We start from the raw sequence: 26,153 nt of genomic DNA on the forward strand, positions 1-26,153 counted from the left end.
CCCTGCAGAAAAAGGACGAGCGGCAACGCCCGCGAGTTTTTCTCATATTTATTCTTTTTTCATACACGACCGTGCCTCTAATTTTATCGCGGTGTCACATCATAACTTATTTATTTGGAAATCGGCTACTACTGTTCACTCATTTCTTTTGAACGAGCGGCTGCACGCTTTATGGCTGCTTCTATCGCAACGCCGCCACCGTTCTGTTCGAGTGCATCAAGGCCGGCAGCCGTTATCCCTTTCGGTGTCGTGACATTTCTCCGCAACACTTCAGGCGGCTCAACTGTTTGAAGCAGCATTTTACCGGCACCTAGCATGGTCTGGGCGGCAATGTTTCGCGCAACTTGAGGATCCAGGCCGCTTTCCCGGCCCGCTTTCACCATATGTTCCACCAGATAATAAAAATAAGCGGGGCCGCTGCCGGCAATTGCAGTAAATATATCCATCGTATGTTCTTCAATCACGCTTACCTGTCCAATACTTTGCAACAGTTCGAGTGCAATTTTTTGCTGCTCAGGTTTTACATGGGAACCAAACACCACGGCCGTAGCCGATTCTCCAATCATGCTTGAGGTGTTGGGCATTGCCCGGACGACAGGCAAAGCATTTTCCAACCGCTTTTCGATATAGGCGGTTGAAATCCCGCCGAGCACGGAAAGGATGAGCTGCGCTGGCGAAACGTTGTCTCTGATAGATGCAAAGACTGCTTCAGCATCTTTGGGCTTCATGGCTAAAATTAAAATATCGGCTTCTTTCATATCAAGCGTATGTATCGGCATCGTGCGTATTCCATATTTATCCGTTAGTTTCTTGCGCCTCTCTCTATTTTCACGATTGGCCGCAATAATTTGTTGAGGGATAAATTTCTTCGTCGCAATCATCCCGGCAATCATTGCCTCCGCTATCGCCCCTGCTCCAAGAAAAGCAACTGTTTTCCTGTTTACCATTCGAAACCTCCTGCATTACCAATTTTTCATCCTATATTTTGCGTTGGAGTTCCCTTTTAACTTTTTTAGCCAAGAAGTCTCCCACTTCTAAACGTGAAGGTGCGATAGCACCAGTGAAAGTGGGAGATGAATTGGCTTCGGACAAGGACAGGCTTTTGCCTGTTCAATTGTCCGACGATATGCTAATCTACAAGTAAGAATCTTGTGCGTGTTCTTTGACAATCAAACATATGGGGTTGTGGCAAATCATGTGTTGCCATGTAAAATGTTTGCACCGTCACTTTGGTCATAGGCGAAATCCAAGCTTACTATGACCATTCCAACGTACAAACGATTTCTACTAACCGTTGGAACAACGGGGTTAGCTCAATCAATTTATCTGCGTTGGCAGATATTACTTGAGAAGCCACCACTTCAAGCGTTAGCTAAGTGGTGGGTAGTTCACCCCTGCCGATACCCCCTTCCATTTGAGGTTATGTTTTAGCTTATAAAAATCTGTCTGAGTAATAAAGAGTGAGATTTTTACAGTCTACTGAGCGGTGAATTAACGTCCTTGCAACCTTCGAACCCTTCTCTCCAGGCGATCCACCCTGCGAATCAAATCAGTAATAATAGGGCTAAAGTAAGCGTAGCCCTGTTCCAGGCGGGCAACGCGTTGATTCAACGTACCGCCATGAAAACCTGGCATCCCTGGCATCCCTGGCATCCCGGCTGCACCCGGTCCCGGAAACATCCCGGGTGCTGCGGGAATCCGCAAAATTTGGCCTACGTGAATCATATTTGGATCGGTAATTCCATTTAGCCGCATAATGTCCTGAACGGTTGTATGAAACCGCGCAGCAATTCCATGAAGCGTATCTCCAGGTCGTACTGTATAATTCATTTCCTTATTCCCTCCTTATCACTTTCATTAGCCAATCTATGCAGGAGTCTATTTTTTGCTCAAGAAGAATCCGCCCATATTACGAGAAACATCTCAGACACAAGCATATTCAGATGGTTAAATCGCGATTATGCATGCGGATACATCCTGCACTTACATATTTTCCAATAGACATCCATGCCGCTAACGCAGCACCAACAGATGATGAAATAAAGTTATTTCAAGATAGAAAGCTAACCAATTCGTTGATTTATTAATGATGATGAGCTGGCCGCCAGTTTGGGCCCAGGTAACCGGCGCGAGGCTGAACGATAAAAGAAGTAAACATATGAGAAAAACGATGATTTTCTTCATTAGCATTCCCCTTTGGATATACTTGATGCTATGAACAATTCCGCTTTACTATGCATAAATAAAACGTGGTCAGCGTCAAGCCAAAGGCGCAGGCGATAGCCCTCATAGTGCTTATGTGTATAAGAAAGTCTGGCTTTCTTATACACTGACAAAAGTGGGGGATGTCTCAACTAAAAACAAGGCCATACCTTCCTAGGGTTTGGCCTTGTATATTACCTGGTTATTATTTACCGACCGTAAAAGTAGAACCACTATTTTTCCTGTGTTTTTTTTCCGGCCTTATTCCCGCACAAATCAATAGAAAGATAACAATACCAATACATAGCAGCGAACTTACTTTGTTGTTCGGGTCAAACAGGATGGTCAAGAAAATAATAAGCAGGGAACAAGCGGTGAATAATGTCGACAGCGGAAAGAAACGCAGTGTAAAAAGCGGCGCTGCAGGATATGTCGAACGTAATTTTAATTGCGCGAGGCAGATGCTAATCCATACTAGCATTACCGTGAACCCCGGAATGCCCATTAAGACGTGAAAAACATTTGCCGGTGTAATATAGGCTGCAATGACACCAATGAATAAACAAACCGCACTTGCGACCAGGCCAAAGATCGGCACTCCGTTTTTAGAGGTCCGTTCAAAAACGGCGGGTGCATCGCCATTTTTCGCCAACGAATACAGCATTCTGGATGTTGCATACATCCCGGAATTGGCAGCGGAAAATACTGCGGTCAGCATAATAAAGTTCATCAACTCGGCCGCATCTTTCAAACCCACACTCGCTAACACCTGGACGAAAGGGCTTGCCTTTCCGGAAACTTCATCCCACGGAATTAGCCCGCATATGACGAGCAGCGGCAGGGTATAGAACAAAATAACCCGCCACATGATTCCGTTTATAATTTTCGGTAGCACACGACCCGCGTCTTTTGTTTCGGTTATCGTTAAACCAATTAGTTCGGATCCTCCATACGAAAACATAACAACGAGCAGAGAAGAAAAAAGACCGTGCCAGCCTTTTGGAAAAAAGCCGCCGTGTATCGTATAGTTCGTGAAATGGGAAACGTGATTCCCTGAAAAAACTCCCGTGAGAAGAGAACCGCCAAGTACGATAAAACTGACAAGCGCCATCACTTTGACAGCCGAGATCCAGAATTCGACTTCTCCATAGTACTTAACATTGGACAAGTTAACGACAAGGATAGCAAGCGCGACCAGCAGGCTTAGCAACCAGAGCGGGGCCGCAGGAAACCAATACTGTATAAAGGTTCCGGCGGCCACAATTTCCACCGCCATGACTAGCACCCAATTGATCCAGTACAGCCACCCCATTACAAACGAGGCTCGCGTACCAAACGCTTTCTTTATCAGTTCCCGAATATCTGCTTTTGCATAGACACCCGCCATTTCGGCAAGCGCGCCCATAATAACCAGAAGAAGAATTCCGCCGGATAGATAGGCAAACACAACACTCGGACCCGCCAGAGATAAAGTATCGGAGCTTCCCTTAAACATGCCTGCCCCGATCATGCCTCCAATGGCCATCATTCGTACGTGCCGGGGCAATAACCCCTGCTGCAAGTTTTTATTCTCCACATAAACCACCCTTAAGCTTTAATACGCAAAAGCATAACAGTGCAACAGTAAAAAAGAAAGGGCTTTTCAAATGATTTTAATTTATAAATAATTTAATTTATTTTACGCGCAAATAATATGCCGTTTATTTTCGACAAAATGTCGTAGATTTTTTAAACGACCGTTTAATTTTAATGTTTGGTTACAGCGCAGGGGGGTGAGAAGGAGCCGCAATATTGGGGTAGCAAAAGAATTCTTCCTACAATGGGTATAATAAACATAAGAGAATTATCCCTGCTTTGAATAAAACGATGGAGAGGGCGATTGTAAAGGTGATAGGTATGAAGCGAATGACTCAAAGGTAACGATTGAACATTACAGGTGGGATGAGGTAAAAAATACGCACTACTTCGAAAAGGATATGGAATCTACCGAAGGATGTGTTGCCACGATCCGCTATTTCGAAGTAGAAACAATAAAAGGCAGGGCATTTACCATGAGAGATACCGCTAATTTTGCGGAACGGATTGATCTTTTTAACCACCGTTTAAAATAATTGCCCTACGGGTAATCCTAAAAAAGGAAGCATTTTCATAAATCAAAGCGAAAGCAAAGGCGGAAAAAATGGCAAAAAAACGTTATTATAACTTGGATCGCGTTCCCACATCCAAGTCAGTGAAACATATTTATCGATGGGGGAAATCAAAAAGAATTAAAGCAAAAAAAACCTTTTCTTTTTCCGTTCCTCTTGTTGATTCTCCGGAAATCGATTTTCTTCGCCAAAATCGCACGAGTACAACGATTACCTGGATTGGTCATTCTACTTTTTTAATCCAGGCGGCAGGGTTAAATATTATTACCGATCCGGTATGGGCGCAGAGAATGGGGTTATATAAACGCCTTACACCACCTGGCATCGCTCTTTCTGCCATGCCTGCTATTGACGTGGTTTTAATTTCTCATGGACACTTTGACCATTTAAACGTTCCATCCCTCAGGGGCCTAAAGGGCAACCGGACGCATCTCGTTCCGGAAGGATTACGCTTTTTGCTGCGCAGGAAGGGATTCCATCATGTTGAAGAATTTTCCTGGTGGGACCGACAACAAATAGGCGACCTTGAACTGGTGTTTGTCCCTGCACAGCACTGGACGAAGCGGGGTCTTTTTGATACGAATACATCCCACTGGGGGGGATGGGTCATACATAACAACCGTACGAAAGAAACGATTTATTTCGCAGGGGATAGTGGGTACTTTCGCGGCTTCGCGGAAATCGGCAAACGTTTTTCCATTGACTATGTCCTGATGCCGATCGGTGCATACGATCCCGAATGGTTTATGGCCCCACAGCATGTTTCGCCTGAGCAAGCCACCCAGGCATTTCTCGATACGCATGGCAAATTTTTTGTACCCATGCATTACGGAACGTTCCGCCTGGCGAATGATACACCACAGGAAGCGCTCGACCGCTTACTGGTGGCATGGGATAAAAAGAATATCAGCCACGATCAATTAAAATTTTTAAAACTAGGCGAAACGTTACACGTTGGTGTGCAATGAAATGCTCCGTTTCTTATTTTTTGCTTTTTCCCGCTGCCTAGTGGTACAAACAAAAGGGAACGTTTTTCTGCCCAATTGTCTCCATCTTCGCGCTATCCGGATGTTTCGGGCAGGTTTCCCTCTGTTCGTACCACGGCCAGTCTATACTTCTTTGCAAGGGAAAACCCGCAAAAAAATAAAACGGACCATTCCATTCACCTTTACTGTTTTTCTAACTCAACGTCTTTGTTGTGCCATTCAATTCTTCCTTCATCTTCTTATCCAGGTTTGTTTCTGCGACAATAAAAGGACCTTCAGTCGGTCCGGCTATAATCCTATCATTTAATTGTTTAAAATCGGGAAGATTCGGCTCGTCTTTCCTTGCCATCGTTCCACCTCCTTCTGTTTTAGGATGAGCCTGAGTCTGAAATATATGTGTACGCATTCAGCTCTTTTTCACGGGCTGTACAAGATAGGTGCCGATTTGCTCCCCTACACGAAGATACTTGCCTTCCTGTATGCCGGGCAAGTATTCCATCCTTCCCTTTTCAAACAATAAAATAACGGTTGAACCAAATTCAAACAGGCCAATTTCCTGCCCTTTTTTATAGCAGGCCGGTGGGTCTATACCAACGGAAACATATTTGCCTTGTTTTTGGTTCGTTGTATGTTCACTGTATGCGATTTTTACACTACCCACGATAAAAGCGCCCACCTTTACGATTGCCACTTCTCCGGCTTGTGTGTTAGCATACGTGATCATTCTTTCGTTTTTCGTAAATAATCCGGGCACATGGTTAACTCCGATCGTATTGACGGGAAACAACCTGCCTGGAATATATGTATATTGATTGCATTCACCGTCAATAGGCATATGGATACGGTGATAATCCCGGGGGCTTAAATAAATGGTAATAAACGTGCCCCCATCATATAAAGCCGCCTTTTCCTTCGAACAGCCAAGCAGTTGTTCAACCGTATAATGAATGTTTTTGGCTTGAATAAGGGTACCCTGTTTAATTATCCCCAGTTGAGCAACCGTCCCGTCCACAGGGCTGGCAATTGAGGAAGGGGATGAGCAAATCGGCCTGGCTCCGCTTTTTAACTTTCGGGTAAAAAAAGCAGCTAAATTCGGGTACGATTTGAGTGGGTTTTCCATTTCACTTGTATCCAATTTGAACGCTGAAATGTATGGTTTGATAAAATACTTGCTTATCCGTGATCGCGCCGCTTTCCCGACCAGGCGGGAAATAGCATTTTGCGGCAAGCATGTAAGAATTAATTTTGATAAATAGGCAATCATACATATTCCCTTCCATGAAAACGTTTATGTTGTAGCCTTATTACACCGATTAACCCTTTAATATTAGTTATAATTTGTTAAAAATGCAAGACGTATTACATCGCCCATATCAAACCGTTCCTCCTTTTTTTCGTATGTAACTCGCAAACGCGTTAAGACTCCTACTATCCCCTAAGATTTTTTATCAAAAAAGGGAGGAGTTTGCCACGCTTTGCGAGTTTCCTGCTGTTTCCAGTTGATTTTCTCTTAATTTTTTTCGTTGAAATTTTAGATATAATTGGTTATATTATACCTATACACATACCCATATGGGTATGTGTAAAGATCGGTCGGGGGGAGCAGAAAATGAGAGGGGCGCTTAAACTGTTTATTTTTTTGGTGATTCCGGTTACGGTTTTTTTACTGCTGCTTGGCGGTGCTTTTACGGATAAAATCAAACCTGGGGTCGCCGCATCAGAAACACCAAAAGAGGTACGCGGGGTACCCGTTGGGAAAGTAAGCAACAACGCCTACCAGGCTGAATTAAGTGTACCTGGTACGGTGGTGACAAAAGAGGAAACAATGGTTTCCAGTAAACTGATGGCCCCCGTAGAGAAGATTCTAGTAAAGAAAGGGCAACTGGTCAAACAAGGGCAACCGCTTGTGCTGCTCGATCAAGCGCAGGTTTCCACACAGGCAAACCAAGCGAAAGCCGGAATTACGGCGGCACAGGTCGCGCAACAAAGTGTCGAGAAATCAATAGAACTTGCTCAGTCGGGCGTACTTCAAGCGAACAGCGCCGTCCAACAGGCGCTGACAGGCGTACAGGATGCACAAGCGCGCTATCAAAACGCGACAGATGTCTATAACCGTTCGAAAACATTATTCGAAAACGGCGCCATCAGCCGCCAGGATTACGATAACGCCAAAACGAATTACGATACGGCCCGTATCGCGGTTGACAAAGCGAAGGCCGCTCTCGCCCAGGCGAATGACGCGGTGAATCAGGCCAAGGCAGCGGTTGGCGTGGCCGTCGCCAAACGTGGGGAAGCCGGAGCCCAGATTCAGCAGGCCGAAGCTGGTTACGCTGTCGCCAATGTAAGTGTGTCCGATGCAACCATTCGGGCTCCGTTTGACGGCATGGTCGTTGATACTCTTGTCCACGAAGGGGATATGGCCTCACCAGGCACACCGCTGCTGACAATGGAACAACAGCCTTATTATTTGGAAACATACGTCGATGAACGGAAAATGGAAGACATCGCAGTCGGTAACAAGATTCCAATCACAATCGAAGCCTTGCATATGCAACAAACGGGAACCGTTGCAGAAATCACGCCGCATATCGATCCGGCAAGCCGCAAGTTCCGCGTGAAGATTTTGCTGCCGCAAACAGACGGGCTGATGAGCGGGCTGTTCGGGGAAGCAGCATTCCCGGACGGTGGCGATCAAAGTATTTTTATCCCGCAGGATGCCATCGTCCATTGGTCCCAATTTACAGGTGTCTATGTCGTCGATGAGAACAGCATTTCCCATTTGCGCTACGTTAGTCTCGGGCGCACGAGCGGACCAAATGTGGAAGTGTTAAGCGGATTGAAAGCGGGGGAACGAATCGTCACATCTTCCGTGGATAAGGTAACAGATAAAGCCAGGGTGGTGGCGGCCCCATGAGCGAGGAGCAGCAAAAACCAAAACAGCGTTTGGGCATTGCCGGACAAATCGCCCGGGTGTTCATCGACTCGAAGCTGACACCATTGCTTGTGGTCGCAATTCTATTGCTCGGAGTGTTCGCGGTCATGAATACTCCGCGGGAAGAAGAACCGCAAATCAAAGTGCCGATGATGGATGTGTACATTCCATACCCTGGCGCCACTGCCGCGGATGTGGAAAACCGGGTCACCAAAATCATGGAGAAAAAACTGTGGAAAGTCGACGGCATCGAATACATCTATTCGACTTCCAAACCAGGAATGGCGATGTTTACGGCGCGATTCTATGTCGGTAAGGATCTTGATCAGAGTCTTGTCCGCCTGTATAACGCGCTGATGTCCAACATGGACGAACTTCCCCAGGGAACTATGCAGCCCATTGTGAAACCGGTCACGATCGATGACGTCCCAATCGTGTCGGTCACCCTCTGGAGCAAACAGCTGAACGATTACGCCCTGCACAGAATCGGAACCGTTGTGAGCGATGAAGTGAATAAAATTAATAATATCGCCAAAACGAACGTGATTGGCGGGAGGAACAGGGAAGTTCGCATTCAATTCGACCCGAAACGGCTGGCGGCGTATCACTTGTCCCCGGTCACAGTTGAGACGACACTACAGCAAACTAACTTATCACTGCCAGCCGGAACGTTTGACAAGGAAGATATCAATAATCAGGTCAAAGCCGGACGTTACTTGTTAAGCAAAGAGGAAATTGAAAATTTGGTCATTGGCGTGTACCAGAACCGCCCTGTTTATGTAAAAGACATTGCTACAATTATCGATGGGCCAGGTGAAATTAGTCAGTACGTGCTGTTTGGACCGGGACCCCAGGCGAAAGATAAAGGTGTTAACGAAACAATCGGTACGACGTATCCGGCGATAACGATCCAGGTGTCCAAGAAACCCGGCACGAATGCGGTCGCCATTGCCAAGAACGTGATCCAAAAGATCGATGATTTGAAAGGAAAAGTCATTCCTGACGATGTACATGTGACCGTCACACGGAACTACGGAGACACAGCGGAGGAAAAAGCGAATGAATTAATCATACATCTGCTTATCGCCACATTCTCCGTTGTGCTGCTTATTGGTGTTTCTCTCGGCATACGCGAAGCTGTGGTGATCGGGATTACTGTTCCGGTGACGCTTGCGCTTGCTCTTTTCCTAAGTGATATGTATGGCTATACGTTAAACAGGGTTACCCTTTTCGCACTCATTTTCGCGATCGGGATTCTTGTCGATGACGCGATCGTCGTCGTGGAAAATATGCATCGGTGGTTTCAAAAAGGCACACATCCACCGTTAGCAGCGTCCGTGCTAGCCGTCAACGAGGTCGGAAACCCGACGATTCTTGCGACGATAACCGTTATTGCGACTTTAATGCCGATGGCGTTTGTCGGCGGCTTGATGGGTCCATATATGGCCCCGATTCCTATTAACGCATCGGTTGCCATGTTTTTCTCGCTGTTTGTCGCGTTTATCATTACACCGTGGTTTGCCTACCGTCTCTTAAAAAAATCGGGCGGTACGCATCCGCTTAAGGAAATATCGTTTTCGTTCGATACGCTGCGGGGCGGAAGCCGGTGGTATGCCCGTTTTATCCGGGGCCTGCTTCTAAACAAAGGGAAGCGCGCGCTATTTCTCGGCAGCATTGTGGTATTACTGCTCGGGTCGATGTTGTTCTTTTATACGAAAGCGGTACCCATGAAAATGATGCCATTTGACAACAAGAGCGAATTCCAGGTGGTCGTGGATATGCCGGAAGGGACGACGTTAGAGGATACGGCCAAAGCGACGAAAGCGTTGGGAGACTATCTCGCACATGTCAACGAAGTAACAGACTATGAGATGTACATCGGAACGGCTTCGCCTTTTAACTTTAACGGTCTTGTTCGTCATTATTATTTACGCACAGGCCCGAACGTTGCGGATATTCAAGTCAATCTTGTCCACAAGCAACTTCGCCAGCAGCAAAGCCATGACGTCGCCAAGCGCATTCGCCCTTATTTGGATGCAATTGCGGCCAAATACGGCGCCAATATAAAAGTCGTAGAAGTGCCTCCAGGTCCTCCGGTAATGTCGACCATTGTGCTCGAAGTATATGGAAACAATAAGGAAGACCAGTATGATATCACAAAACAAGCCGAGAAAATTTTCAGGGAAACAAAAGGTGTTGTTGATGTCGATACGTATATGGAAGCCAATCAACCCGAATATCGTTTCACGATTAACGATAAAGGACGCTTAAACGGGATCACGGAACAATCGTTTGTCAAAACGATGCAGATGGTGTTGCAGGGAAGCGAGGTAGGCCTGCTTCATCCGCCGAATGAGCTCGATCCTGTCGTGATCCGGGTACAACCGCCCAAAGGAGACCGCTCCAGCCTTGAGTTGTTAAAAAGCATTCAAATTCCGACCCCGTCCGGGCAGCTTATTCCTCTGGGCGAAATCGCGACGATCGAAAAAGGCGCCGTTGAGCAAACTCTCTACCGCAAAAACCTGCAAAGTGTGATGTATGTAGTAGGAGATGTAGCCGGGTATGAAGAAAGCCCCGCCTATTCGATTGCGAATATGTGGGACCGTATCGGTGCCTTGAAGACGAAGTCGGGAAAAAAAGTGACCCAATATATTACGCAACAACCATGGCTTGAAGACGGAGTAAGCGTAAAATGGGATGGCGAATCGCAGATTACGTATGAAGTATTCCGTGATTTGGGTATCGCGTTCGGCGTAGCGCTTATCATTATGTACTTGCTTATCGTTGGCTGGTTCCAATCGTTTGTGACACCGCTCATCATCATGTCACCGATTCCGCTGACACTCATCGGCGTCATCCCCGGCCACTGGATATTCGGGGCCTTCTTTACCGCAACGTCAATGATTGGGGTTATCGCCCTCGCGGGAATCATCGTGCGGAATTCAATTTTACTCGTCGAGTTTGCCATTCAGCGCCGCAAAGAAGGGGCTGTACTTACGGAGGCCGTCATCGAGGCCGGCATCGTACGCGCCAAACCGATTATTCTTACGGCGGCAGCCGTAGTCGTGGGCGGGTTCGTTATTCTGTTCGACCCTATCTTTCAGGGTTTGGCTATCTCGCTTATGTTTGGTACGATTACATCCACCATTCTAACGCTGTTTGTCATTCCGGTTGTTTATGCCATGGTGGAAACAAAACGGGCACAGCGCAAACAAAAACCATGTCAAATCGAGTGTGCGGATGACGTGCTTGGAATGTAAAGAAACTATGAAAGTAAGAGACAATTACATGCTCAGCTAACATTAAAGCGGCCGGAAAGGCCGCTTCTTTTATTTTTCCGCTATCTCTTCCACAACGCATCAAACGAACCATACCCAAGGAGGTTATAGCAAAAACAAGCATAGGAAATCTCTATTCTTGTTTTAATAAGCTTAAAACTGTGTATATAGTTATACACGTTTACAATTAACAATGGAATTATCGCGGCAATATTATCACGCCTAACATTATGGGGAGAAATCTGGGAATCCATCCGCTCACAATTATTGTAGTATTATTGTTTGCGGGAAATCTTGCAGGAATCAATGAAGAAGAACATGTGACAGGCATGAAAGGAATAGAGAAAGCAGTTTGATTTTACCAGGAAAATTACCCCTGAATCAGGAAAAGCTAAAGGCGAAAAGATAATCCAATATTTTTATGGACCAGAATCAGGAGGAAAATATCCATGGCTTACACCTGTTACCACTGTGAACATGACGTCGAAAAAGTCCGCTACGTAACCTTTTATAATGTGAACGAGGAATACAATGAACCGCTTTGTGAAACATGTTATGCGGAATGGCTGGAATCCATTAAAGGTTAATCAGCGACCTCATACGTGCTCGATGAGCGGCGTTGGCGGGATTGCATCGTTGCGCGATGACGTATTGGATAGCGGCTGCCCGCTGCGCCGCAGTAATTGGCACGCCCATGGCAGCGGATAATTGATCTACCATCGTACCCACCGCGTAGGGATTTTACAAAGCAGCGTTAGAATATACGATTCTACGAACCCTGTACCAATTGACAGGGTTCATTAATTTTAGGAGTCATTTATTTTTCCGGGCATAATAAAATTGGTATAGACAACTAGTTATATAGTTGGTAGTATAGGGGTAGAAAAGAATTCCCTTACGGAAAAAGGTGCTGGAAATGAAGACGATACAAACTTACAATCGAATGGTTCTTGCAGGCGGCAAGGTGGTTGTCGAAGATAGCATCATTGAAAACGGTTACCTTTTGATTGAAGGCCAAACCATACAAGATATAGGTCCGCTGGACGAGATGCCTTCCAAGTATCGACCGTTTCCCACGATGCAAATAGGAGCCGACCAAATTATTCTGCCCGGATTTATCGACGTTCATATTCATGGGGCGGCCGGTTCCGATGTGATGGATGCAACCCCTCACGCGCTGCAAACGATCGCCGAGGCGCTGCCAAAAGAGGGGACGACTTCTTTTCTCGCCACCACGATTACACAAAGTGAGGAAGCTATTGCAAAAGCGGTGGAAACTGCTTCACGGTTTATGAAAACTAATTACACAGGGGCGGAAGTGCTCGGGATTCATCTAGAAGGGCCGTTTATTAATCCGAAACATGCGAACGCGCAGCCCCGCGATAAAATTATTCCGCCGAATATTGAGTTATTTGACAAGTGGCAGCGGTTGGCCGGACAAACCATCCGTTTGGTTACCATGGCACCCGAAGAAAACGGGGGGGACCTGCTCATTAAACACCTTGCGAAAACCGGAGTCATTGCTTCTGTCGGACACTCCGATGCGACCTTCCATGAAGTGAAAAAAGCTGTGAGCGCCGGTTTAACGCACGCCACCCATTTATACAACGCGATGAGGCCCATGCACCATCGGGAACCGGGTGTGGTAGGAGCAGTGCTTTTAGAGGAAAACACGATGGCAGAAATCATTTTTGATGAGGTTCATGTTTCAAAGGAGATGGTTCAGCTTGCCTATCAATTGAAAGGAAGCCGGAAACTGCAGCTCATTACGGATGCGATGCGGGCCAAGTGTTTAACAAGCGGGGAATACGACTTAGGCGGACAAAAAGTTACCGTGCAGGGAAATCAGGCCCGGTTGGCGGATGGAACGCTGGCCGGCAGTGTGCTTCGGATGAATCACGCCGTAAAAAATGCAAGTACACTCGTAGGCTGTTCCCTTCATGACCTTGTCCGTCTCTCTTCGGGAAATGCAGCAGAAGAACTTGGGGTTTTTGCGCGCAAAGGAAGCCTCGCTGTCGGCAAGGATGCTGACATTGTCATTCTCAATTCAGATTTTAACGTACAAACGACTTTTTGCCGGGGAAAGATAAGATACTCGGTAAATAAGGAGAGAGACATATGAAAGTCATTATTGGAGATAGCTATGAAAGCATCAGCCGAATAGGCGCCGAACATCTTATCAACACCGTGTTGGAGCAGGGGAGTGTGACCCTTGGTTTAGCAACTGGGGGAACTCCCCTCGGATTGTATCGGGAGATGATTAAACCGGAAATAAAGAAGAAACTGGACGTCACAAAAATAACAACCTTTAATCTGGATGAATATGTAGGACTGCCGCCTACATCACCTCAAAGCTATAGATATTATATGAATCAGCATTTATTTATACCGCTTGGAATCCCTCTGGCGCAAACATTTTTGCCGGATGGAACCGCCAAAGACATTCAGGCCGAATGCATGCGTTATGAATCGTTGCTTGAGGAACACGGTGGAATTGACGTTCAGATTCTTGGTGTTGGCAAAAACGGTCATATCGGATTTAACGAACCAGGCACATCGTTTTCAAGCCGCACCCACGAAGTGGTATTATCCGAGTCGACCAGGTTGGCAAACGAAAGATACTTTGATTCTCCCACTGACGTGCCAAGAAAGGCGATAACGATGGGGATAGCCACCATTATGCAGGCAAAAAAAATCATTCTGCTGGCCAGCGGAGTAAACAAAGCACAGGCAGTTTACCATTTGCTTGAAGGGGATACCATCACAAATGAGTGGCCGGTTACTTCACTTAAAAAGCACCCGAATGTGACGGTTATTCTGGAGCATTCAGCGGCTTCTCTCATTCATTAAAACAGCAAACGCAGGAGTGGTCATAAGATGATTAAAAAAGACTCACCAATTCCTCTTTATTATCAATTGGAAGAATATATTCGCTCCCAGATTAACAGCGGGGCAATGAAACCGAAGGAAGCCATTCCATCCGAAAGAGAAATTTCTGAAGAACTTGGAATCAGCCGAATGACGGTTCGCCAAGCCATTACTAACCTCGTAAACGATGGGTTGCTGGTCAGACACAAAGGAAAAGGAACGTTCGTTGCCGAGAAAAAATTTGAAAAAGGGCCTTCCGTATTTAGCTTCACAGAAGAGATGAGGCGAAGAAATTTACGACCGAGTGCCCGCATCATTGAGATGAAAACAATTCCAGCGGGCGGAAGCATGGCTGAACAGTTAGAAATCCCAACAGGAGAATCGGTCTATGAAATCTGCCGTTTAAGGCTTGCCGACGATGAGCCCATGGCAATTGAGACTGCCTATATTCCTGTCCGTTATATACCCGGTTTGAATGAACAGCTTTTGGCAGCCAAGGGTTCCCTTTACGAGCTTCTTCATGAGAACGGGATAAAACTGCGGCAAGTTGAACGGACATTAGAGGCGTCTTTAGCAACAGCAAATGAAGCCAAACTGCTTAACATTAAAAGTAAAACAGCCGTCCTTCTCGTCAAAGGAAGAACCTATTCAGAAGAAGGAAAAGTCATTGAATTCGTTAAGTCGATTTACCGTGGGGACCGTTATACGTTTGCCGTGAAATTTAACAACCCTAGTGAAGCCGCCCATTCATAAAAAAATCGGCAGGGTATCCACACGCTATTGAGGCAGGCTTCTGTATTTATGCAGAAAGAGGGAAGATATCGAATGAACATTCTTATTGCCACTCATTTTAATTTATCCGAAAGCTTGCTGGGTGCCGCGGAAATGATTATCGGCAGCCAAAAAAACGTTAAAGCTGTAACATTTTCACCGGATGAAGGGATCGATGCATTAAAGGAGAAAATGGAGCGGGTTATGATCGAGTGGGGCGGAGAAGGGCTCATTTTAACCGACATTCCCGGCGGCAGCCCCTCTAATGTAGCCTCTTTGCTGGCAACCAGGTATCCGGTATTCATACTTACCGGTGTTAACCTACCCATGTTATTGGAGATTCTGCTGCAGCGCGAAGTTTTGGCACCAAAAGAACTTCTGAAAACAGCAGAAGAAGCCGGAAAAACAGCTATCAGAGAAATTGCTGTCAATAAGTAGCTTTCCCATTTCGAAATAGTACATTATTTCTAATTTTTACGAGGGGGAATTACAATGAAAATCGTGTTGACAAGAGTAGACGGACGACTGATTCACGGTCAGGTTGCCGTTGCCTGGACTCGTACCACAGGAGCTGAACACATTATGGTGATTCACGATCAATCAGCTAAGGATGAGATGCAAAAGATGCTTTTGGAACTGGCAACACCTTCCGGGGTGAGTTTGTCGATTCTTACGGTAAAGGAAGGAGTGGAAAAACTAAAAAGCGGAGCCCTGACCGGGAAATATATGCTTCTATTTAAAAATCCACACGATATTATAACACTTCTTGACCAAGGGGTTGAGCTAACTGAGGTCAATATCGGAGGGATGTATCACGAAGACGGGAAAGAAAAAATCGACAACGCCCTTTTCGTCGGAGAAGACGATAGAAAAGTGTTAAAGGAATTAAGCAGCCGGGGCGTTCATCTGTATTATCAGGTAGCGCCGATGAATGCAAAGGAAGATCTCGCGAAGAAACTCGGTTTCTAACCTTTACCAAATGGTAGGCGGAACGTCTTTTCAGTAACATCCAGAAAATAAAGAACAAAACCATAGGGGGGAGGAGAGAAACTTGAATCATATTGAACAACTAAAAGGTGGATTAATTGTCTCATGCCAGGCAGCCGAGGATGAGCCTCTGCACGGATCTGTTTTTATGCAAAAAATGGCCCAGGCGGCCATCGAAGGGGGGGCTGTAGGCCTGCGGGCAAACGGGGTCGATGATATTGTCGCGATAAGGAAAATTACGAGTTTGCCAATTATCGGAATAAACAAAGTAGCAAGTGAGGGATCGGATGTATATATTACTCCCACTTTTGAGGACGTAGTCAAACTTTTTGATGCAGGAGCCACCATTGTGGCACTCGATGCCACAAGCCGTAAACGGGCAGATGGAACAACCGGGTGCGATTTAATCAAAAGAGTGAAAAAACGGTTGAATGTTTTGATCATGGCGGACATTTCTACGTTTGAAGAAGGAGAGGCAGCCTATAAAGCCGGAGCGGATTTTGTTGGTACAACACTTTCCGGTTACACTGCATACACGAAAGGGAAATTCGAACCGGATTTTGATCTGATTGAACAACTCGCCAGAAAGCTTCCTGTGCCAATTATCGCGGAGGGTAGGATATGGACTCCTGAAGAAGCCGTTAAAGCATATAAGTCAGGTGCATTCTCAGTCGTTGTTGGAACCGCTATTACAAGACCCCAGGAAATTACCAAAAGGTTTGTCAATTATATAAGAAAAAATATTTGATGGATTCCGGGTTAAAATTCAGATTATTGAGGAGGTTTACGTATGCATGTACTTCTTGTTGCCCTATTAGTTGCCATTGTTGCCGGGATATTAGAATGGGATATTTACGGTTGGGGACAAACCATGATTTCGCGTCCGGTGGTAGCCGGCCCTATTATGGGTTTAATTCTGGGGGACATGAAAACAGGGTTATATATTGGCGCAACGATTGAAATGATGTACCTGGGAACGATACCTGTCGGAGCGGCAATCCCGCCCGATCCCACTGCAGCTACTGCCATTGCTACTTCTATAGCGATCTTATCCGGTATCGATCCGAAGGCGGCCCCCGCCTTGGCAGTTCCGGTTGCTATGGCCGCCCAATCTTTACAAATGTTAATCTGGACGGGAAATGTAGGCCTCACTCACAAGGCAGATAAATATGCGGAAGCGGGCAATATCAAGGGAATGGAAAAGATTCATATTACCGGTTCGTTCCTCTTTTTCCTGCAGGGATTTGTTCCCGCATTTGTTGCAACACTGTTTGGTGTAAGCGCTGTTAAATTGGTGATTCAACATATTCCAACATGGTTTATGAATGGCTTAACGGTAGCGGGAGGAATGCTTCCTGCTCTCGGTTTCGCGATGTTGTTCACCATGATGAGCAGTAAAAAACTTCTCCCTTACTTTATTATAGGATTTGTGGTCGCCGCTTTCTTCAAAGCTACGTTAATTGCAGCGGCCGCATTAGGAGTCGGCGCCATGCTCTTACATTTAAACAAGTTTGAAAAAAGCGAAGCATAGGAGGAGAATTAAAATGGATGAAAACAAGGTAACTCCTAAAGAGTTAAAGTCGATGTTCTGGCGCTCTTTTTTCGTGATGGCAACGATTAACTACGAACGGTTCCAATCGCTCGGTTTCACCTTCGTGCTGGCTCCTATACTGAAAAAATTCTATAAAACGGATAGCGAAAGAGCGGAAGCGCTAAAGCGGCATATGAAAATGTATAATTCCAACCCTTTTATGGCCAATCCCATTCTTGGAACCGTAGTGGCACTGGAAGAGAAAAACGCAGCCGGTGAAGATGTAGCGGACAGTATCAATAGCATTAAAGTTGGTCTAATGGGCCCGTTCGCCGGAATCGGTGATTCTCTGTTTTGGGGAACCATACGGCCGATTTTAGCTGGTATTGCCGCCGGCCTTGCTCTCAACGGAAGCATACTCGGCCCGATTTTGTTCCTGATTCTGTGGAATATTTTCAATTTTGGCTTTCGGTATTATTCTTTGAATTACGGATATAAAATGGGAATTGGTATGCTGAAAAATATTCGTGAATCCAATCTTGTGCAAAAAATTTCCGAGGGTGCTTCTGTCGTAGGGTTAATGGTTCTTGGTGTTCTGGTAGCCAGCTGGATACGCATTGAAACCCCGCTTCAATTCCATGCTGGAAAACAGGTAATGAAGGTTCAGGAAATTTTAGATGGAATCGTACCCAGTATGCTCCCGTTAATCGCTACTTTACTCCTTGTGTACTTTCTTAAAAAAGGGACAAAGCCTAACACTCTTCTGCTCTGGATATTCATTATTTCCTTTGCAGCCGGGGCGTTCGGAATACTTAAATAAAGAGTAAACATTCTATGCGCTAAACATAACTTGGCTGATGCCAAACGGGGCCACGGCGATTGCCTCAGTTGCCCTTATGTAGATAAGAAAGCTATTACGCTTTCTTATCTACCAAAAAGGCAGGGTGGAAGGAGAATAAACTATGGAAGCGTATGAACAGTACAGCAAAACCGTTACCAGCATTTTGTCGGAGGTACTTGCAAGCCAAAAGAACGAGATCAAAATCGCTGCAAAAGAGCTGGCAAAAAGAGTGGTCAGAGAAGGAATTATTCATTTGTTTGGAACCGGGCATTCTCATATGATCGTAGAAGAGGCTTTTTTTAGAGCAGGGGGACTCGCCTGTACAAACGCTATGCTTGAGCCGAATCTTATGCTTCATCACGGAGCGGAACAGAGCAGCTGGCTGGAAAAGGTTGAAGGTTTTGCTTCCGTTATCCTTGATAAATATAGAGTAAAAGCTGAAGACGCCGTCATTATTATTTCAAATTCCGGAAGAAATGCGGTTCCTATTGAGATGGCTATCGAAGCAAAGAAAAGAGGGCTTTACACCATCGGGTTGACTTCCCTTCAGTATAAAAACGAACCGTCACGGCATTCATCCGGTAAAAAACTTTTCGAAATAGCCGATATGGTGATTGATAATGGCAGTGTCATCGGGGATGCCGTTGTTGAAATGGGTGGCGGAATGAAAATGGGACCCACTTCCACAGTAGTAGGAGCAGCCCTTGTGAATGGCCTTCTCGTACAAACGGCGGAAGAATTAAAAACTCTGGGCAAGGTTCCGCCCATCATTCAAAGTGTTAACGTTGATACGCAAGGAGCCGTAGAAAGGAACCGCGAATTAATCGAACACTACAGCCAAAGAGTGAGGCTTTTCTAATGCTGTACGCAGGGTTTGGCAAAGCTGACATGACACCGGAGTCCTCTGTGCAATTGGGCGGATATGAAAAACGGGAGGGTGTGTCTCAAAACATCCACCTTCCTGTTTTTTCCCGAACGATGATTTTAAAGTGGCATAACGAGTTTTTTGTATTAATTTCTCTGGAACTGCTCGGCATTGATCTAGCATTTGCACACACCTTACGCGAAGAAATCTCTCAATTATTGCCTGTCGAAAAGAAGCATATTTTTATCGGCGCTACCCATACCCACTCTTCATACGAAGGATTCCCGGCTCATCTTCACAAAGGGCTTTGGTTAGAGGAACCCAGAATGGATATAGAAATAAGAAAAAGAATAAAGGAAAAAGTTGTTCTTTCGATAAAGGATGCGCAAAATAACCTGCAAAAAGCGAGCATGTTTAAAGGGACAGGAAAGGGCCGCCTTGGCGGCAACCGGAGAAAAAAAGGCGGGATTTTTGACAACCAGATTCTACTTTTACAATTTATCTCGGAAGAGGGAGTTAGAATCGGTAGTTTGGTCAATTACAGCTGTCATCCGACAGTTTTAGACCATACAAACCTGAATATATCAGGTGATTATGCCGGATGGATTATGAAGGAGATGGAAGCTGACGGGGGAATTAATCTATTCTTTAATGGAGCGGCAGGAGACATTAGCACCCGATTTCAAAGAGACAAAGCAACGCCCCTTGAAGTAGAAAGATTAGGCGGGATTCTCTTACATGATATAAAACAAATACAATGTGAAGAAGTAGCTATTCATACAATTAAGGCACAAGAAAAGGAAATTACTTTGGAGCAAAAAAACGGAAGAAAAATAACATCTCTTCTTCAGGTTCTGCGTCTCGGGATCCTTACCCTTGTCTTCTTTCCGGGCGAATTATTTACTGGGGAAGGGCTCCAATTAAAAAAGTTTAATCGTGAACTTTTTATCATCGGGTACGCCAATGATTACATTGGATATATTCTTACGGATCAGGCCTACAAAGAAGAAGGCTATGAAGTAGAAGTGACTCGTTTTGAGCAGAAGGAAAAGAATTTTCTTATGGAAGAAGTAAGAAAAATGGTGGAACCAGGCGATTTAGCTTTTAAATAAAAATCGGAATGTAGCTTTAAGTTTTAAAGGGGGCAAGAATAAGTAATCTATTCTTGCCCCCTTTGGCTTTAGCACGTTTTCAAGCTAGATTTCAAGTATGGATAACAAAAGAACGGTCACCTATTTCATGCCTGATTAAATTAATTAAACGTTAGTATAAATTTCATTATATAATTTTATATGAAAGTTGAATCATGAATTGAGGGATCATTATGCAGCAAATAGAAGTTACGGTCAATAAAACAAATGGACTGCATGTCCGTATGGCAGCTACACTTATTGCTAAATTACAATCACTCTTAAAAGATGCGAATATCTTAAAAAATATTTATGTTTTATATAATGGAAAGAAAATCCCGATAACCAGCCTACTAGCTATTGTATCCTTGAAAATAAAAAAAGGAGAAAAAATAGCGCTTCTTTTTGAAGAAGAAGTACATCCAAGAGTAATAGGGGAGATCAAGGCCTTCATCGAAAATGAACAAGGTGATTTTTCTGACCAACTTCAAACCGACCAGCTTCTCATCGAAAATTCCATTACTGTTGAAGCAGTTCTTTCTAGCCTTCCTAACGGTATCATTGTCGTGAATAAAGAAAATCGGATTACATACGTCAATAAAGAAGCAACGGAACTTTTAGAGATATCTGATGATCAATTGTTAAATCAGAGGGCAGACATAGTCATTCCTCACTCTAGACTTCAATATGTACTACAAACCGGAAAAACCGAAATTGCTAAGCCGCAACAATTGGGAAGCCGCGTGATCATAACCAATCGGTCGCCCATCCTTTTTGATGACGAAATTGTGGGAGCTGTTGCATTATTTCAGGATATTTCCGCTGTAGAAGAGTTAAGCAAAGAACTGAAGGAAGTGAAAGAACTTAAGAAACAGCTGGAACTTGTCTTACACTCTGTAGAGGATCTTATTGCGCTTTCTGATCAACAGGGAAATTTTATCTACTGCAATCCCGGCATAGATTCTTTACTAAAACGGTTAAAGAAAAAGAACTCGGTTCAATCGATTCTCGGTAAGGAAAAATGCAATGTGGTTTTCCAGTCTTTTCAATCCATCGCTGAATTAGTTTATCTAGAACAGGAGTATCCCTATATTACGAAATTAAATCCTATACTGGTAGACGGTGAATTTCGCGGAACGATTTTAACCATGAGTCCTTTTCATGAAACCAAATCCTTATTGGAACAACTGGACATCGAAAAAGAACGGGCGAAATACCTAGAACAAGAACTGTCCAGACATGAAGCATTAAACGATTCTTTTACCCACATTGTAGGGTATAGTGAGGAGCTTATCGATAGCCTTGCTATAGCTAACAAAGTAGCGAAATCAGATTCTACGATACTAATAACAGGGGAAAGCGGAACGGGAAAAGAACTTGTTGCTAAAGGCGTACATGAAGCTAGCCAAAGGAAAGGAAAGCCTTTTATCCGGGTAAATTGTGCTGCCATTCCTGCCAATTTAATAGAAAGTGAACTTTTTGGTCATGAAAAAGGGGCGTTTACAGGAGCATTCCAAATGCGAAGAGGGAAGTTTGAACTGGCTCATACGGGAACCATTTTTCTGGATGAAATTGGCGATCTTAATTTTGAGCTTCAAGCAAAACTTTTGCGCGTTTTACAGGAAAGAGAAGTGGAGCGAATTGGCGGAAATGTGACGATCAAGTTAGATGTAAGAGTCATCGCCGCAACCAATCATGATCTGCAAAAAATGGTTCAAAACGGGGATTTTCGAGAAGATTTGTACTATAGACTCAATGTAATCCCCATTCATCTTCCTCCTCTGCGAAAGAGAAAACTGGACATTCCGCTTCTCGTTGATTATTTTAGGGTTCAATTTAACGAGTGCTTGGAAAAAAATATCAAGTCCTATGAAAACGGTTTTATGGATTCCCTTATGGAATATAATTGGCCAGGGAATATTAGAGAGCTCGAGAATGTACTGGAACGGGCCATAAATTTAAGCGAAGGAGAAAAGCTGCGCTTAAAAGATTTACCAGACTATATTTATTCTTCCTCCTCAAAAGATAACGGCATAAACATATCCCTATTAAAAGGAAACAAAATTCTTCCCATGGAAGAATATGAGAAAGAAATATTGAAATATGCTATTCAATTTTTCCCGAGTTTTAATGCTGCCGGAAAAGCACTAGGAATGACCCATAAAACAGTAGCAAGTAAGGTAAGAAAATATAACCTTGAAGCCTATCTTGGTAAAAAGTATCAGCCGGGTTGATACTTTTTACCAATAACAGCAGAGAAAATTTGCGGAAAGCAGGCATTTTAGGACGTTCAAATATTGGCACGGATTTTGCGAATATTAAAGGGTGAAAATCAACTTAGGAGGAAGGAAAGGTTATCATGAAAAAATTGATTAATAACCCTGAACAAGTGGTACGCGACATGATTGATGGAATGGTTTTAGCCCATCCTGACAAATTGAAAAACCTATCAGAAACCAATGTTCTTATTCGTGCTAATGCTCCAGTGCAAGGCAAGGTTGCTTTAGTTAGTGGGGGCGGAAGCGGACATGAACCAGCTCATGCCGGATTTGTTGGAGCAGGAATGCTCGATGCGGCCGTGGCGGGAGAGGTCTTTACTTCACCGACACCCGATCAGATTCTTGAAGCAATGAAAGCTGTTAATACCGGGAATGGGATTCTATTGATTATTAAAAACTACTCAGGAGATTTGATGAATTTTGAAATGGCTGCTGAGTTAGCAGAAGCCGAAGGGATTCAGGTTGCCAAAGTCATTGTAAATGATGATGTCGCGGTTGAAAATAGCACATTTACAACGGGGCGCAGGGGAATTGCGGGAACAGTTTTCGTTCACAAGATAGCTGGAGCCCTTGCTGAAAAAGGGGCTTCTTTAGCAGAAGTGGAACAGGTAGCTAACAAGGTGATTCATCGTGTGCGAAGCATGGGAATAGCCTTAACTCCTTGTATCGTTCCCGCCGCTGGAAAACCTAGTTTTGAAATCGGGGAAAAGGAAATGGAAATTGGCATTGGAATCCATGGGGAACCAGGTACTTACCGAACCGCCATAGCTTCAGCCGATGAGATTGCAGAGATCCTTTTATCCCGTATCCTGGACGATATGAAATTATCCTCTGGGGATCGAGTAGCGGTAATGATCAACGGCCTTGGAGCAACCCCGTTAATGGAACTTTACATTTTGAATAAAAAAGTATCCCAAATCTTAAGAAGCAAGCATATTTCCGTTTACGATACTTATGTAGGTGAATATATGACATCAATCGAAATGGCCGGATGTTCTATCACTATCTTAAAACTGGATGATCAACTCATTGAGTTGCTTGAATCACCTGCTAACACTATCGCTTGGAAGAAATAACCTGGAGGGACTACTATGTTAATTAAATCTAACCAAATCATAAGATGGATTGAATTAGCGAATGCACAAATAGATAGACAGAAAGAATATCTAACACAGCTTGATCAAGCGATAGGCGATGGAGATCATGGAATCAACATGACCAGAGGTTTTAAAGAGATCATCAATAAAATACATCAGACTGCTTATGATGATGTTGGAAAATTACTTCAAGATATTGGAATGGTACTTGTTTCGAAGGTTGGGGGTGCTTCCGGTCCGTTATTTGGCACTGCTTTTATGAAAGCGGGGCAGGTATTGAAAGGAAAACAGGAAATCACAATAAGTGAGTTAGGGCAAGCCTTTCAAGAATCTGTAAGCGGTATCAAGCTAAGGGGCAGATCGCAGATGGGAGATAAAACCATGCTGGACGTGTGGGAGCCGGTCACACAGTATATTCAACAAAACGGAAACACGATAAACTTTCAGGAACTGGCCTTCTATGCCAGAGAACAAGCGGAAAATACAAAGGGATTAGAAGCCAAGAAGGGACGTGCTTCCTTTTTAGGAAAAAGATCAATCGGACACTTAGATCCAGGTGCCGTTTCATCTTGTATCTTGTTTGAAACCCTATGCTCGATCCTTATTGAAGGGAACGTTACCGAAGATGTAAAAAGGGGGATATCGTAATGGAATATGTTGGGGTTGTGCTTGTTTCTCACAGTCCTGAGTTGGTCAAAGGCTTAAAACAATTGCTTTCTCAGCTGAATCCCCATGTTCCAATTGCCTTAGCAGGGGGAACGGATGAGGAGGAAATCGGTACAAGTGTGGATAAGATACACAGTGCCATAAAATCAGTTTGCTCTGATAAAGGTGTTATTGTCTTCTTTGACCTTGGCAGCGCTTTAATCAATACTGAATTAGCAATGGAGCGGTTAGCGGAAGATAACATCACTAACGTTCATATTGCAGATTCCCCATTAGTGGAAGGGGCCTATGCGGCGCTCGTTGAATCTGGATGTGGCAGTACACTGGAAGAAGTGATTAAGGTAGCACGTGAGGCAAAATCACTCGTAAAAATATAAATTAAGGGAGCGTTTTTTCATGGTAATCGAAAAGGAATTGGTGGTAGGTCGAGAAGATGGCATCCATGCTCGACCGGCAAGCGAGCTAATCACAAAAATAAAGGATTTTGAAAGTTCAATAGAATTTCAATATGGAGTGAAAAAAATAAATGCAAAAAGCATTCTTCAATTAATGGGGCTTGCTGTTCAACAAGGGACTGTATTAAAAACAATTATAAATGGTGAGGATGCAGAAGAAGCGTTGATTTTCATAGAAAAATTTTTACAGGGAGAACGTTAGCCCATCAAATCTGAAATAACTCCGGAATCAGCATATCTCAATTCTAAAGGGGGAAAATAAAATGACTCCATTTATTGCGGAAATTATTGGAACGATGATTCTTGTTATTTTGGGAGACGGGGTAGTCGCTGGGGTTGTGCTAAACAAGTCAAAAGCCCAAAATTCAGGTTGGATTGTCATTACTATGGGATGGGGATTAGCCGTTGCCGTCGGTGTATATTCGGTTGGAAGCATAAGCGGAGCGCACTTGAATCCTGCTGTGACAATTGGACTCGCTTCTATTGGATTGTTTCCTTGGACGGATGTTCCCAAGTATATTCTCGCTCAGATGATTGGAGCTTTGTTGGGAGCGGTTATTATATGGTTACAATATTTTCCTCATTGGAAAGAAACGGACGATGCCAGTCTTAAATTGGCTGCATTCTCTACGGGTCCTGCTATTCCAAATAGGAATGCAAATCTAATGAGTGAAATTATTGGTACGTTTGTTCTTGTATTTGGCATTCTAGCCATTGGTGTTAACAAATTTACAGAAGGATTAAATCCATTAATCGTAGGATTCTTGGTTGTCGCGATCGGTCTCTCTTTAGGGGGAACAACCGGTTACGCGATCAATCCGGCCCGTGATTTAGGGCCTCGTATTGCGCATTTTCTGCTACCTATAGCTGGTAAAGGGCCCTCTGATTGGAAATATGCTTGGATTCCTGTGGTTGGACCGATTATTGGCGGAGTGTTAGGAGCTGTTTTCTATCATTCCATTTACAAAGGAACCGCTTCTTTGGCCATGTGGGGATTAGGATTAGTCTTACTCACAGCGATTGCTTTTGTACAGATGGGAAATAAGAAGACACAAGAGCACACCGGTAAACAAAACAAATTGGTTGGTTAAGTCAAGTTCAAGTTAATAAGCGTACAT

At 44.4% G+C, this 26,153-nt stretch carries 26 protein-coding genes and 1 pseudogene; 21 read left to right on the forward strand and 6 right to left on the reverse strand.

What is annotated here, in order from left to right:
- Nucleotides 1–128: 128 nt before the first annotated feature.
- The 4 genes from proC to H525_RS0117235 form a co-directional block, all read right to left on the reverse strand.
- Nucleotides 129–947 (reverse strand): pyrroline-5-carboxylate reductase, encoded by an 819-nt coding sequence (proC, locus tag H525_RS0117220; protein WP_027417197.1) that lies wholly within the window; start codon nucleotides 945–947, stop codon nucleotides 129–131.
- A 544-nt stretch (nucleotides 948–1,491) separates the two neighbouring features.
- Nucleotides 1,492–1,830 (reverse strand): LysM peptidoglycan-binding domain-containing protein, encoded by a 339-nt coding sequence (locus tag H525_RS0117225; RefSeq protein WP_027417198.1) that lies wholly within the window; start codon nucleotides 1,828–1,830, stop codon nucleotides 1,492–1,494.
- Nucleotides 1,831–2,013: 183 nt separating this feature from the next.
- Nucleotides 2,014–2,184 (reverse strand): hypothetical protein, encoded by a 171-nt coding sequence (locus tag H525_RS27550; RefSeq protein ID WP_155837392.1) that lies wholly within the window; start codon nucleotides 2,182–2,184, stop codon nucleotides 2,014–2,016.
- 223 nt (nucleotides 2,185–2,407) lie between these two features.
- Entirely contained in the window at nucleotides 2,408–3,778 is a 1,371-nt protein-coding gene (locus H525_RS0117235; protein WP_027417199.1) for an amino acid permease, read from the reverse strand.
- 603 nt (nucleotides 3,779–4,381) lie between these two features.
- Here H525_RS0117235 and H525_RS0117245 point away from each other — a divergent pair.
- Complete coding sequence (locus H525_RS0117245) at nucleotides 4,382–5,317, forward strand: MBL fold metallo-hydrolase (protein ID WP_027417200.1); 936 nt, start codon at nucleotides 4,382–4,384, stop codon at nucleotides 5,315–5,317.
- A 211-nt stretch (nucleotides 5,318–5,528) separates the two neighbouring features.
- Here H525_RS0117245 and H525_RS27555 read toward each other — a convergent pair whose 3' ends face one another.
- Nucleotides 5,529–5,684, reverse strand: coding sequence for a hypothetical protein (locus H525_RS27555; RefSeq protein ID WP_155837394.1), 156 nt, complete (start codon nucleotides 5,682–5,684; stop codon nucleotides 5,529–5,531).
- Nucleotides 5,685–5,741: 57 nt separating this feature from the next.
- Complete coding sequence (asd, locus tag H525_RS0117255; protein ID WP_027417201.1) at nucleotides 5,742–6,599, reverse strand: archaetidylserine decarboxylase; 858 nt, start codon at nucleotides 6,597–6,599, stop codon at nucleotides 5,742–5,744.
- Nucleotides 6,600–6,944: 345 nt separating this feature from the next.
- Here asd and H525_RS0117260 point away from each other — a divergent pair, with 345 nt between their 5' ends.
- The 20 genes and pseudogenes from H525_RS0117260 to H525_RS0117355 all read left to right on the forward strand — a co-directional run bounded on the left by H525_RS0117260 (nucleotide 6,945) and on the right by H525_RS0117355 (nucleotide 26,126).
- The gene (locus H525_RS0117260; RefSeq protein ID WP_027417202.1) at nucleotides 6,945–8,249 is read left to right on the forward strand and encodes an efflux RND transporter periplasmic adaptor subunit; all 1,305 of its coding nucleotides are present in this window, start codon (nucleotides 6,945–6,947) and stop codon (nucleotides 8,247–8,249) included.
- Complete coding sequence (locus H525_RS0117265) at nucleotides 8,246–11,527, forward strand: efflux RND transporter permease subunit (RefSeq protein ID WP_035101789.1); 3,282 nt, start codon at nucleotides 8,246–8,248, stop codon at nucleotides 11,525–11,527. Before H525_RS0117260 ends, H525_RS0117265 begins: the two co-directional genes overlap by 4 nt.
- 224 nt (nucleotides 11,528–11,751) lie before the next feature.
- Nucleotides 11,752–11,847, forward strand: a pseudogene (locus H525_RS28740) (hypothetical protein); the annotation flags it as partial.
- Between the two features lie 229 nt (nucleotides 11,848–12,076).
- Nucleotides 12,077–12,253 (forward strand): hypothetical protein, encoded by a 177-nt coding sequence (locus tag H525_RS27565; RefSeq protein ID WP_155837398.1) that lies wholly within the window; start codon nucleotides 12,077–12,079, stop codon nucleotides 12,251–12,253.
- A 208-nt stretch (nucleotides 12,254–12,461) separates the two neighbouring features.
- Nucleotides 12,462–13,667, forward strand: coding sequence for an N-acetylglucosamine-6-phosphate deacetylase (gene nagA / locus H525_RS0117280; protein ID WP_425387725.1), 1,206 nt, complete (start codon nucleotides 12,462–12,464; stop codon nucleotides 13,665–13,667).
- Nucleotides 13,664–14,395, forward strand: a complete 732-nt coding sequence (nagB, locus tag H525_RS0117285; RefSeq protein WP_027417205.1) for a glucosamine-6-phosphate deaminase — start codon at nucleotides 13,664–13,666, stop codon at nucleotides 14,393–14,395. The genes nagA and nagB overlap by 4 nt, the downstream gene beginning before the upstream one ends.
- 27 nt (nucleotides 14,396–14,422) lie before the next feature.
- On the forward strand, nucleotides 14,423–15,166 hold the full coding sequence (locus H525_RS0117290; RefSeq protein ID WP_027417206.1) for a GntR family transcriptional regulator: 744 nt from the start codon (nucleotides 14,423–14,425) through the stop codon (nucleotides 15,164–15,166).
- Nucleotides 15,167–15,238: 72 nt separating this feature from the next.
- Entirely contained in the window at nucleotides 15,239–15,622 is a 384-nt protein-coding gene (locus H525_RS0117295) for a PTS sugar transporter subunit IIA (protein WP_035101791.1), read from the forward strand.
- A 54-nt stretch (nucleotides 15,623–15,676) separates the two neighbouring features.
- Complete coding sequence (locus tag H525_RS0117300; protein WP_027417208.1) at nucleotides 15,677–16,153, forward strand: PTS sugar transporter subunit IIB; 477 nt, start codon at nucleotides 15,677–15,679, stop codon at nucleotides 16,151–16,153.
- Nucleotides 16,154–16,235: 82 nt separating this feature from the next.
- Nucleotides 16,236–16,919, forward strand: coding sequence for an N-acetylmannosamine-6-phosphate 2-epimerase (locus tag H525_RS0117305; RefSeq protein ID WP_027417209.1), 684 nt, complete (start codon nucleotides 16,236–16,238; stop codon nucleotides 16,917–16,919).
- A 42-nt stretch (nucleotides 16,920–16,961) separates the two neighbouring features.
- Entirely contained in the window at nucleotides 16,962–17,702 is a 741-nt protein-coding gene (locus H525_RS0117310) for a PTS mannose/fructose/sorbose/N-acetylgalactosamine transporter subunit IIC (RefSeq protein ID WP_027417210.1), read from the forward strand.
- A gap of 13 nt (nucleotides 17,703–17,715) precedes the next feature.
- Nucleotides 17,716–18,522 carry a PTS system mannose/fructose/sorbose family transporter subunit IID gene (locus tag H525_RS0117315; protein ID WP_027417211.1) on the forward strand — a complete coding sequence of 269 codons (807 nt, stop codon included), beginning with the start codon at nucleotides 17,716–17,718 and terminating at the stop codon, nucleotides 18,520–18,522.
- Nucleotides 18,523–18,664: 142 nt separating this feature from the next.
- Entirely contained in the window at nucleotides 18,665–19,402 is a 738-nt protein-coding gene (locus H525_RS0117320) for a sugar isomerase domain-containing protein (RefSeq protein ID WP_027417212.1), read from the forward strand.
- Complete coding sequence (locus H525_RS0117325; protein ID WP_027417213.1) at nucleotides 19,402–20,520, forward strand: neutral/alkaline non-lysosomal ceramidase N-terminal domain-containing protein; 1,119 nt, start codon at nucleotides 19,402–19,404, stop codon at nucleotides 20,518–20,520. The genes H525_RS0117320 and H525_RS0117325 overlap by 1 nt, the downstream gene beginning before the upstream one ends.
- Nucleotides 20,521–20,732: 212 nt before the next feature.
- Complete coding sequence (locus H525_RS29070; protein WP_211237032.1) at nucleotides 20,733–22,772, forward strand: sigma 54-interacting transcriptional regulator; 2,040 nt, start codon at nucleotides 20,733–20,735, stop codon at nucleotides 22,770–22,772.
- Between the two features lie 125 nt (nucleotides 22,773–22,897).
- Entirely contained in the window at nucleotides 22,898–23,893 is a 996-nt protein-coding gene (dhaK, locus tag H525_RS0117335) for a dihydroxyacetone kinase subunit DhaK (RefSeq protein ID WP_027417215.1), read from the forward strand.
- 15 nt (nucleotides 23,894–23,908) lie between these two features.
- The gene (gene dhaL / locus H525_RS0117340; protein WP_027417216.1) at nucleotides 23,909–24,562 is read left to right on the forward strand and encodes a dihydroxyacetone kinase subunit DhaL; all 654 of its coding nucleotides are present in this window, start codon (nucleotides 23,909–23,911) and stop codon (nucleotides 24,560–24,562) included.
- Nucleotides 24,562–24,957, forward strand: a complete 396-nt coding sequence (gene dhaM / locus H525_RS0117345) for a dihydroxyacetone kinase phosphoryl donor subunit DhaM (protein ID WP_027417217.1) — start codon at nucleotides 24,562–24,564, stop codon at nucleotides 24,955–24,957. The genes dhaL and dhaM overlap by 1 nt, the downstream gene beginning before the upstream one ends.
- 19 nt (nucleotides 24,958–24,976) lie before the next feature.
- Complete coding sequence (locus H525_RS24590; RefSeq protein WP_027417218.1) at nucleotides 24,977–25,237, forward strand: HPr family phosphocarrier protein; 261 nt, start codon at nucleotides 24,977–24,979, stop codon at nucleotides 25,235–25,237.
- Between the two features lie 61 nt (nucleotides 25,238–25,298).
- Nucleotides 25,299–26,126: an MIP/aquaporin family protein gene (locus H525_RS0117355; protein WP_027417219.1), complete on the forward strand. Its 828-nt coding sequence runs from the start codon at nucleotides 25,299–25,301 to the stop codon at nucleotides 26,124–26,126.
- Nucleotides 26,127–26,153: the final 27 nt, after the last annotated feature.

Origin of the sequence: Aneurinibacillus terranovensis DSM 18919 (genome assembly GCF_000430625.1) — a bacterium.
Lineage (GTDB): Bacteria > Bacillota > Bacilli > Aneurinibacillales > Aneurinibacillaceae > Aneurinibacillus_B > Aneurinibacillus_B terranovensis.

Coding starts and splice junctions, on each gene's coding strand:
- proC (WP_027417197.1), bottom strand. CDS start 947: ATGGTAAACAGGAAAACAGTTGCTTTTCTTGGAGCAGGGGCGATAGCG.
- H525_RS0117225 (WP_027417198.1), bottom strand. CDS start 1,830: ATGAATTATACAGTACGACCTGGAGATACGCTTCATGGAATTGCTGCG.
- H525_RS27550 (WP_155837392.1), bottom strand. CDS start 2,184: ATGAAGAAAATCATCGTTTTTCTCATATGTTTACTTCTTTTATCGTTC.
- H525_RS0117245 (WP_027417200.1), top strand. CDS start 4,382: ATGGCAAAAAAACGTTATTATAACTTGGATCGCGTTCCCACATCCAAG.
- H525_RS27555 (WP_155837394.1), bottom strand. CDS start 5,684: ATGGCAAGGAAAGACGAGCCGAATCTTCCCGATTTTAAACAATTAAAT.
- asd (WP_027417201.1), bottom strand. CDS start 6,599: ATGATTGCCTATTTATCAAAATTAATTCTTACATGCTTGCCGCAAAAT.
- H525_RS0117260 (WP_027417202.1), top strand. CDS start 6,945: ATGAGAGGGGCGCTTAAACTGTTTATTTTTTTGGTGATTCCGGTTACG.
- H525_RS0117265 (WP_035101789.1), top strand. CDS start 8,246: ATGAGCGAGGAGCAGCAAAAACCAAAACAGCGTTTGGGCATTGCCGGA.
- H525_RS27565 (WP_155837398.1), top strand. CDS start 12,077: ATGAACCGCTTTGTGAAACATGTTATGCGGAATGGCTGGAATCCATTA.
- nagA (WP_425387725.1), top strand. CDS start 12,462: ATGAAGACGATACAAACTTACAATCGAATGGTTCTTGCAGGCGGCAAG.
- nagB (WP_027417205.1), top strand. CDS start 13,664: ATGAAAGTCATTATTGGAGATAGCTATGAAAGCATCAGCCGAATAGGC.
- H525_RS0117290 (WP_027417206.1), top strand. CDS start 14,423: ATGATTAAAAAAGACTCACCAATTCCTCTTTATTATCAATTGGAAGAA.
- H525_RS0117295 (WP_035101791.1), top strand. CDS start 15,239: ATGAACATTCTTATTGCCACTCATTTTAATTTATCCGAAAGCTTGCTG.
- H525_RS0117300 (WP_027417208.1), top strand. CDS start 15,677: ATGAAAATCGTGTTGACAAGAGTAGACGGACGACTGATTCACGGTCAG.
- H525_RS0117310 (WP_027417210.1), top strand. CDS start 16,962: ATGCATGTACTTCTTGTTGCCCTATTAGTTGCCATTGTTGCCGGGATA.
- H525_RS0117315 (WP_027417211.1), top strand. CDS start 17,716: ATGGATGAAAACAAGGTAACTCCTAAAGAGTTAAAGTCGATGTTCTGG.
- H525_RS0117320 (WP_027417212.1), top strand. CDS start 18,665: ATGGAAGCGTATGAACAGTACAGCAAAACCGTTACCAGCATTTTGTCG.
- H525_RS0117325 (WP_027417213.1), top strand. CDS start 19,402: ATGCTGTACGCAGGGTTTGGCAAAGCTGACATGACACCGGAGTCCTCT.
- H525_RS29070 (WP_211237032.1), top strand. CDS start 20,733: ATGCAGCAAATAGAAGTTACGGTCAATAAAACAAATGGACTGCATGTC.
- dhaK (WP_027417215.1), top strand. CDS start 22,898: ATGAAAAAATTGATTAATAACCCTGAACAAGTGGTACGCGACATGATT.
- dhaL (WP_027417216.1), top strand. CDS start 23,909: ATGTTAATTAAATCTAACCAAATCATAAGATGGATTGAATTAGCGAAT.
- dhaM (WP_027417217.1), top strand. CDS start 24,562: ATGGAATATGTTGGGGTTGTGCTTGTTTCTCACAGTCCTGAGTTGGTC.
- H525_RS24590 (WP_027417218.1), top strand. CDS start 24,977: ATGGTAATCGAAAAGGAATTGGTGGTAGGTCGAGAAGATGGCATCCAT.
- H525_RS0117355 (WP_027417219.1), top strand. CDS start 25,299: ATGACTCCATTTATTGCGGAAATTATTGGAACGATGATTCTTGTTATT.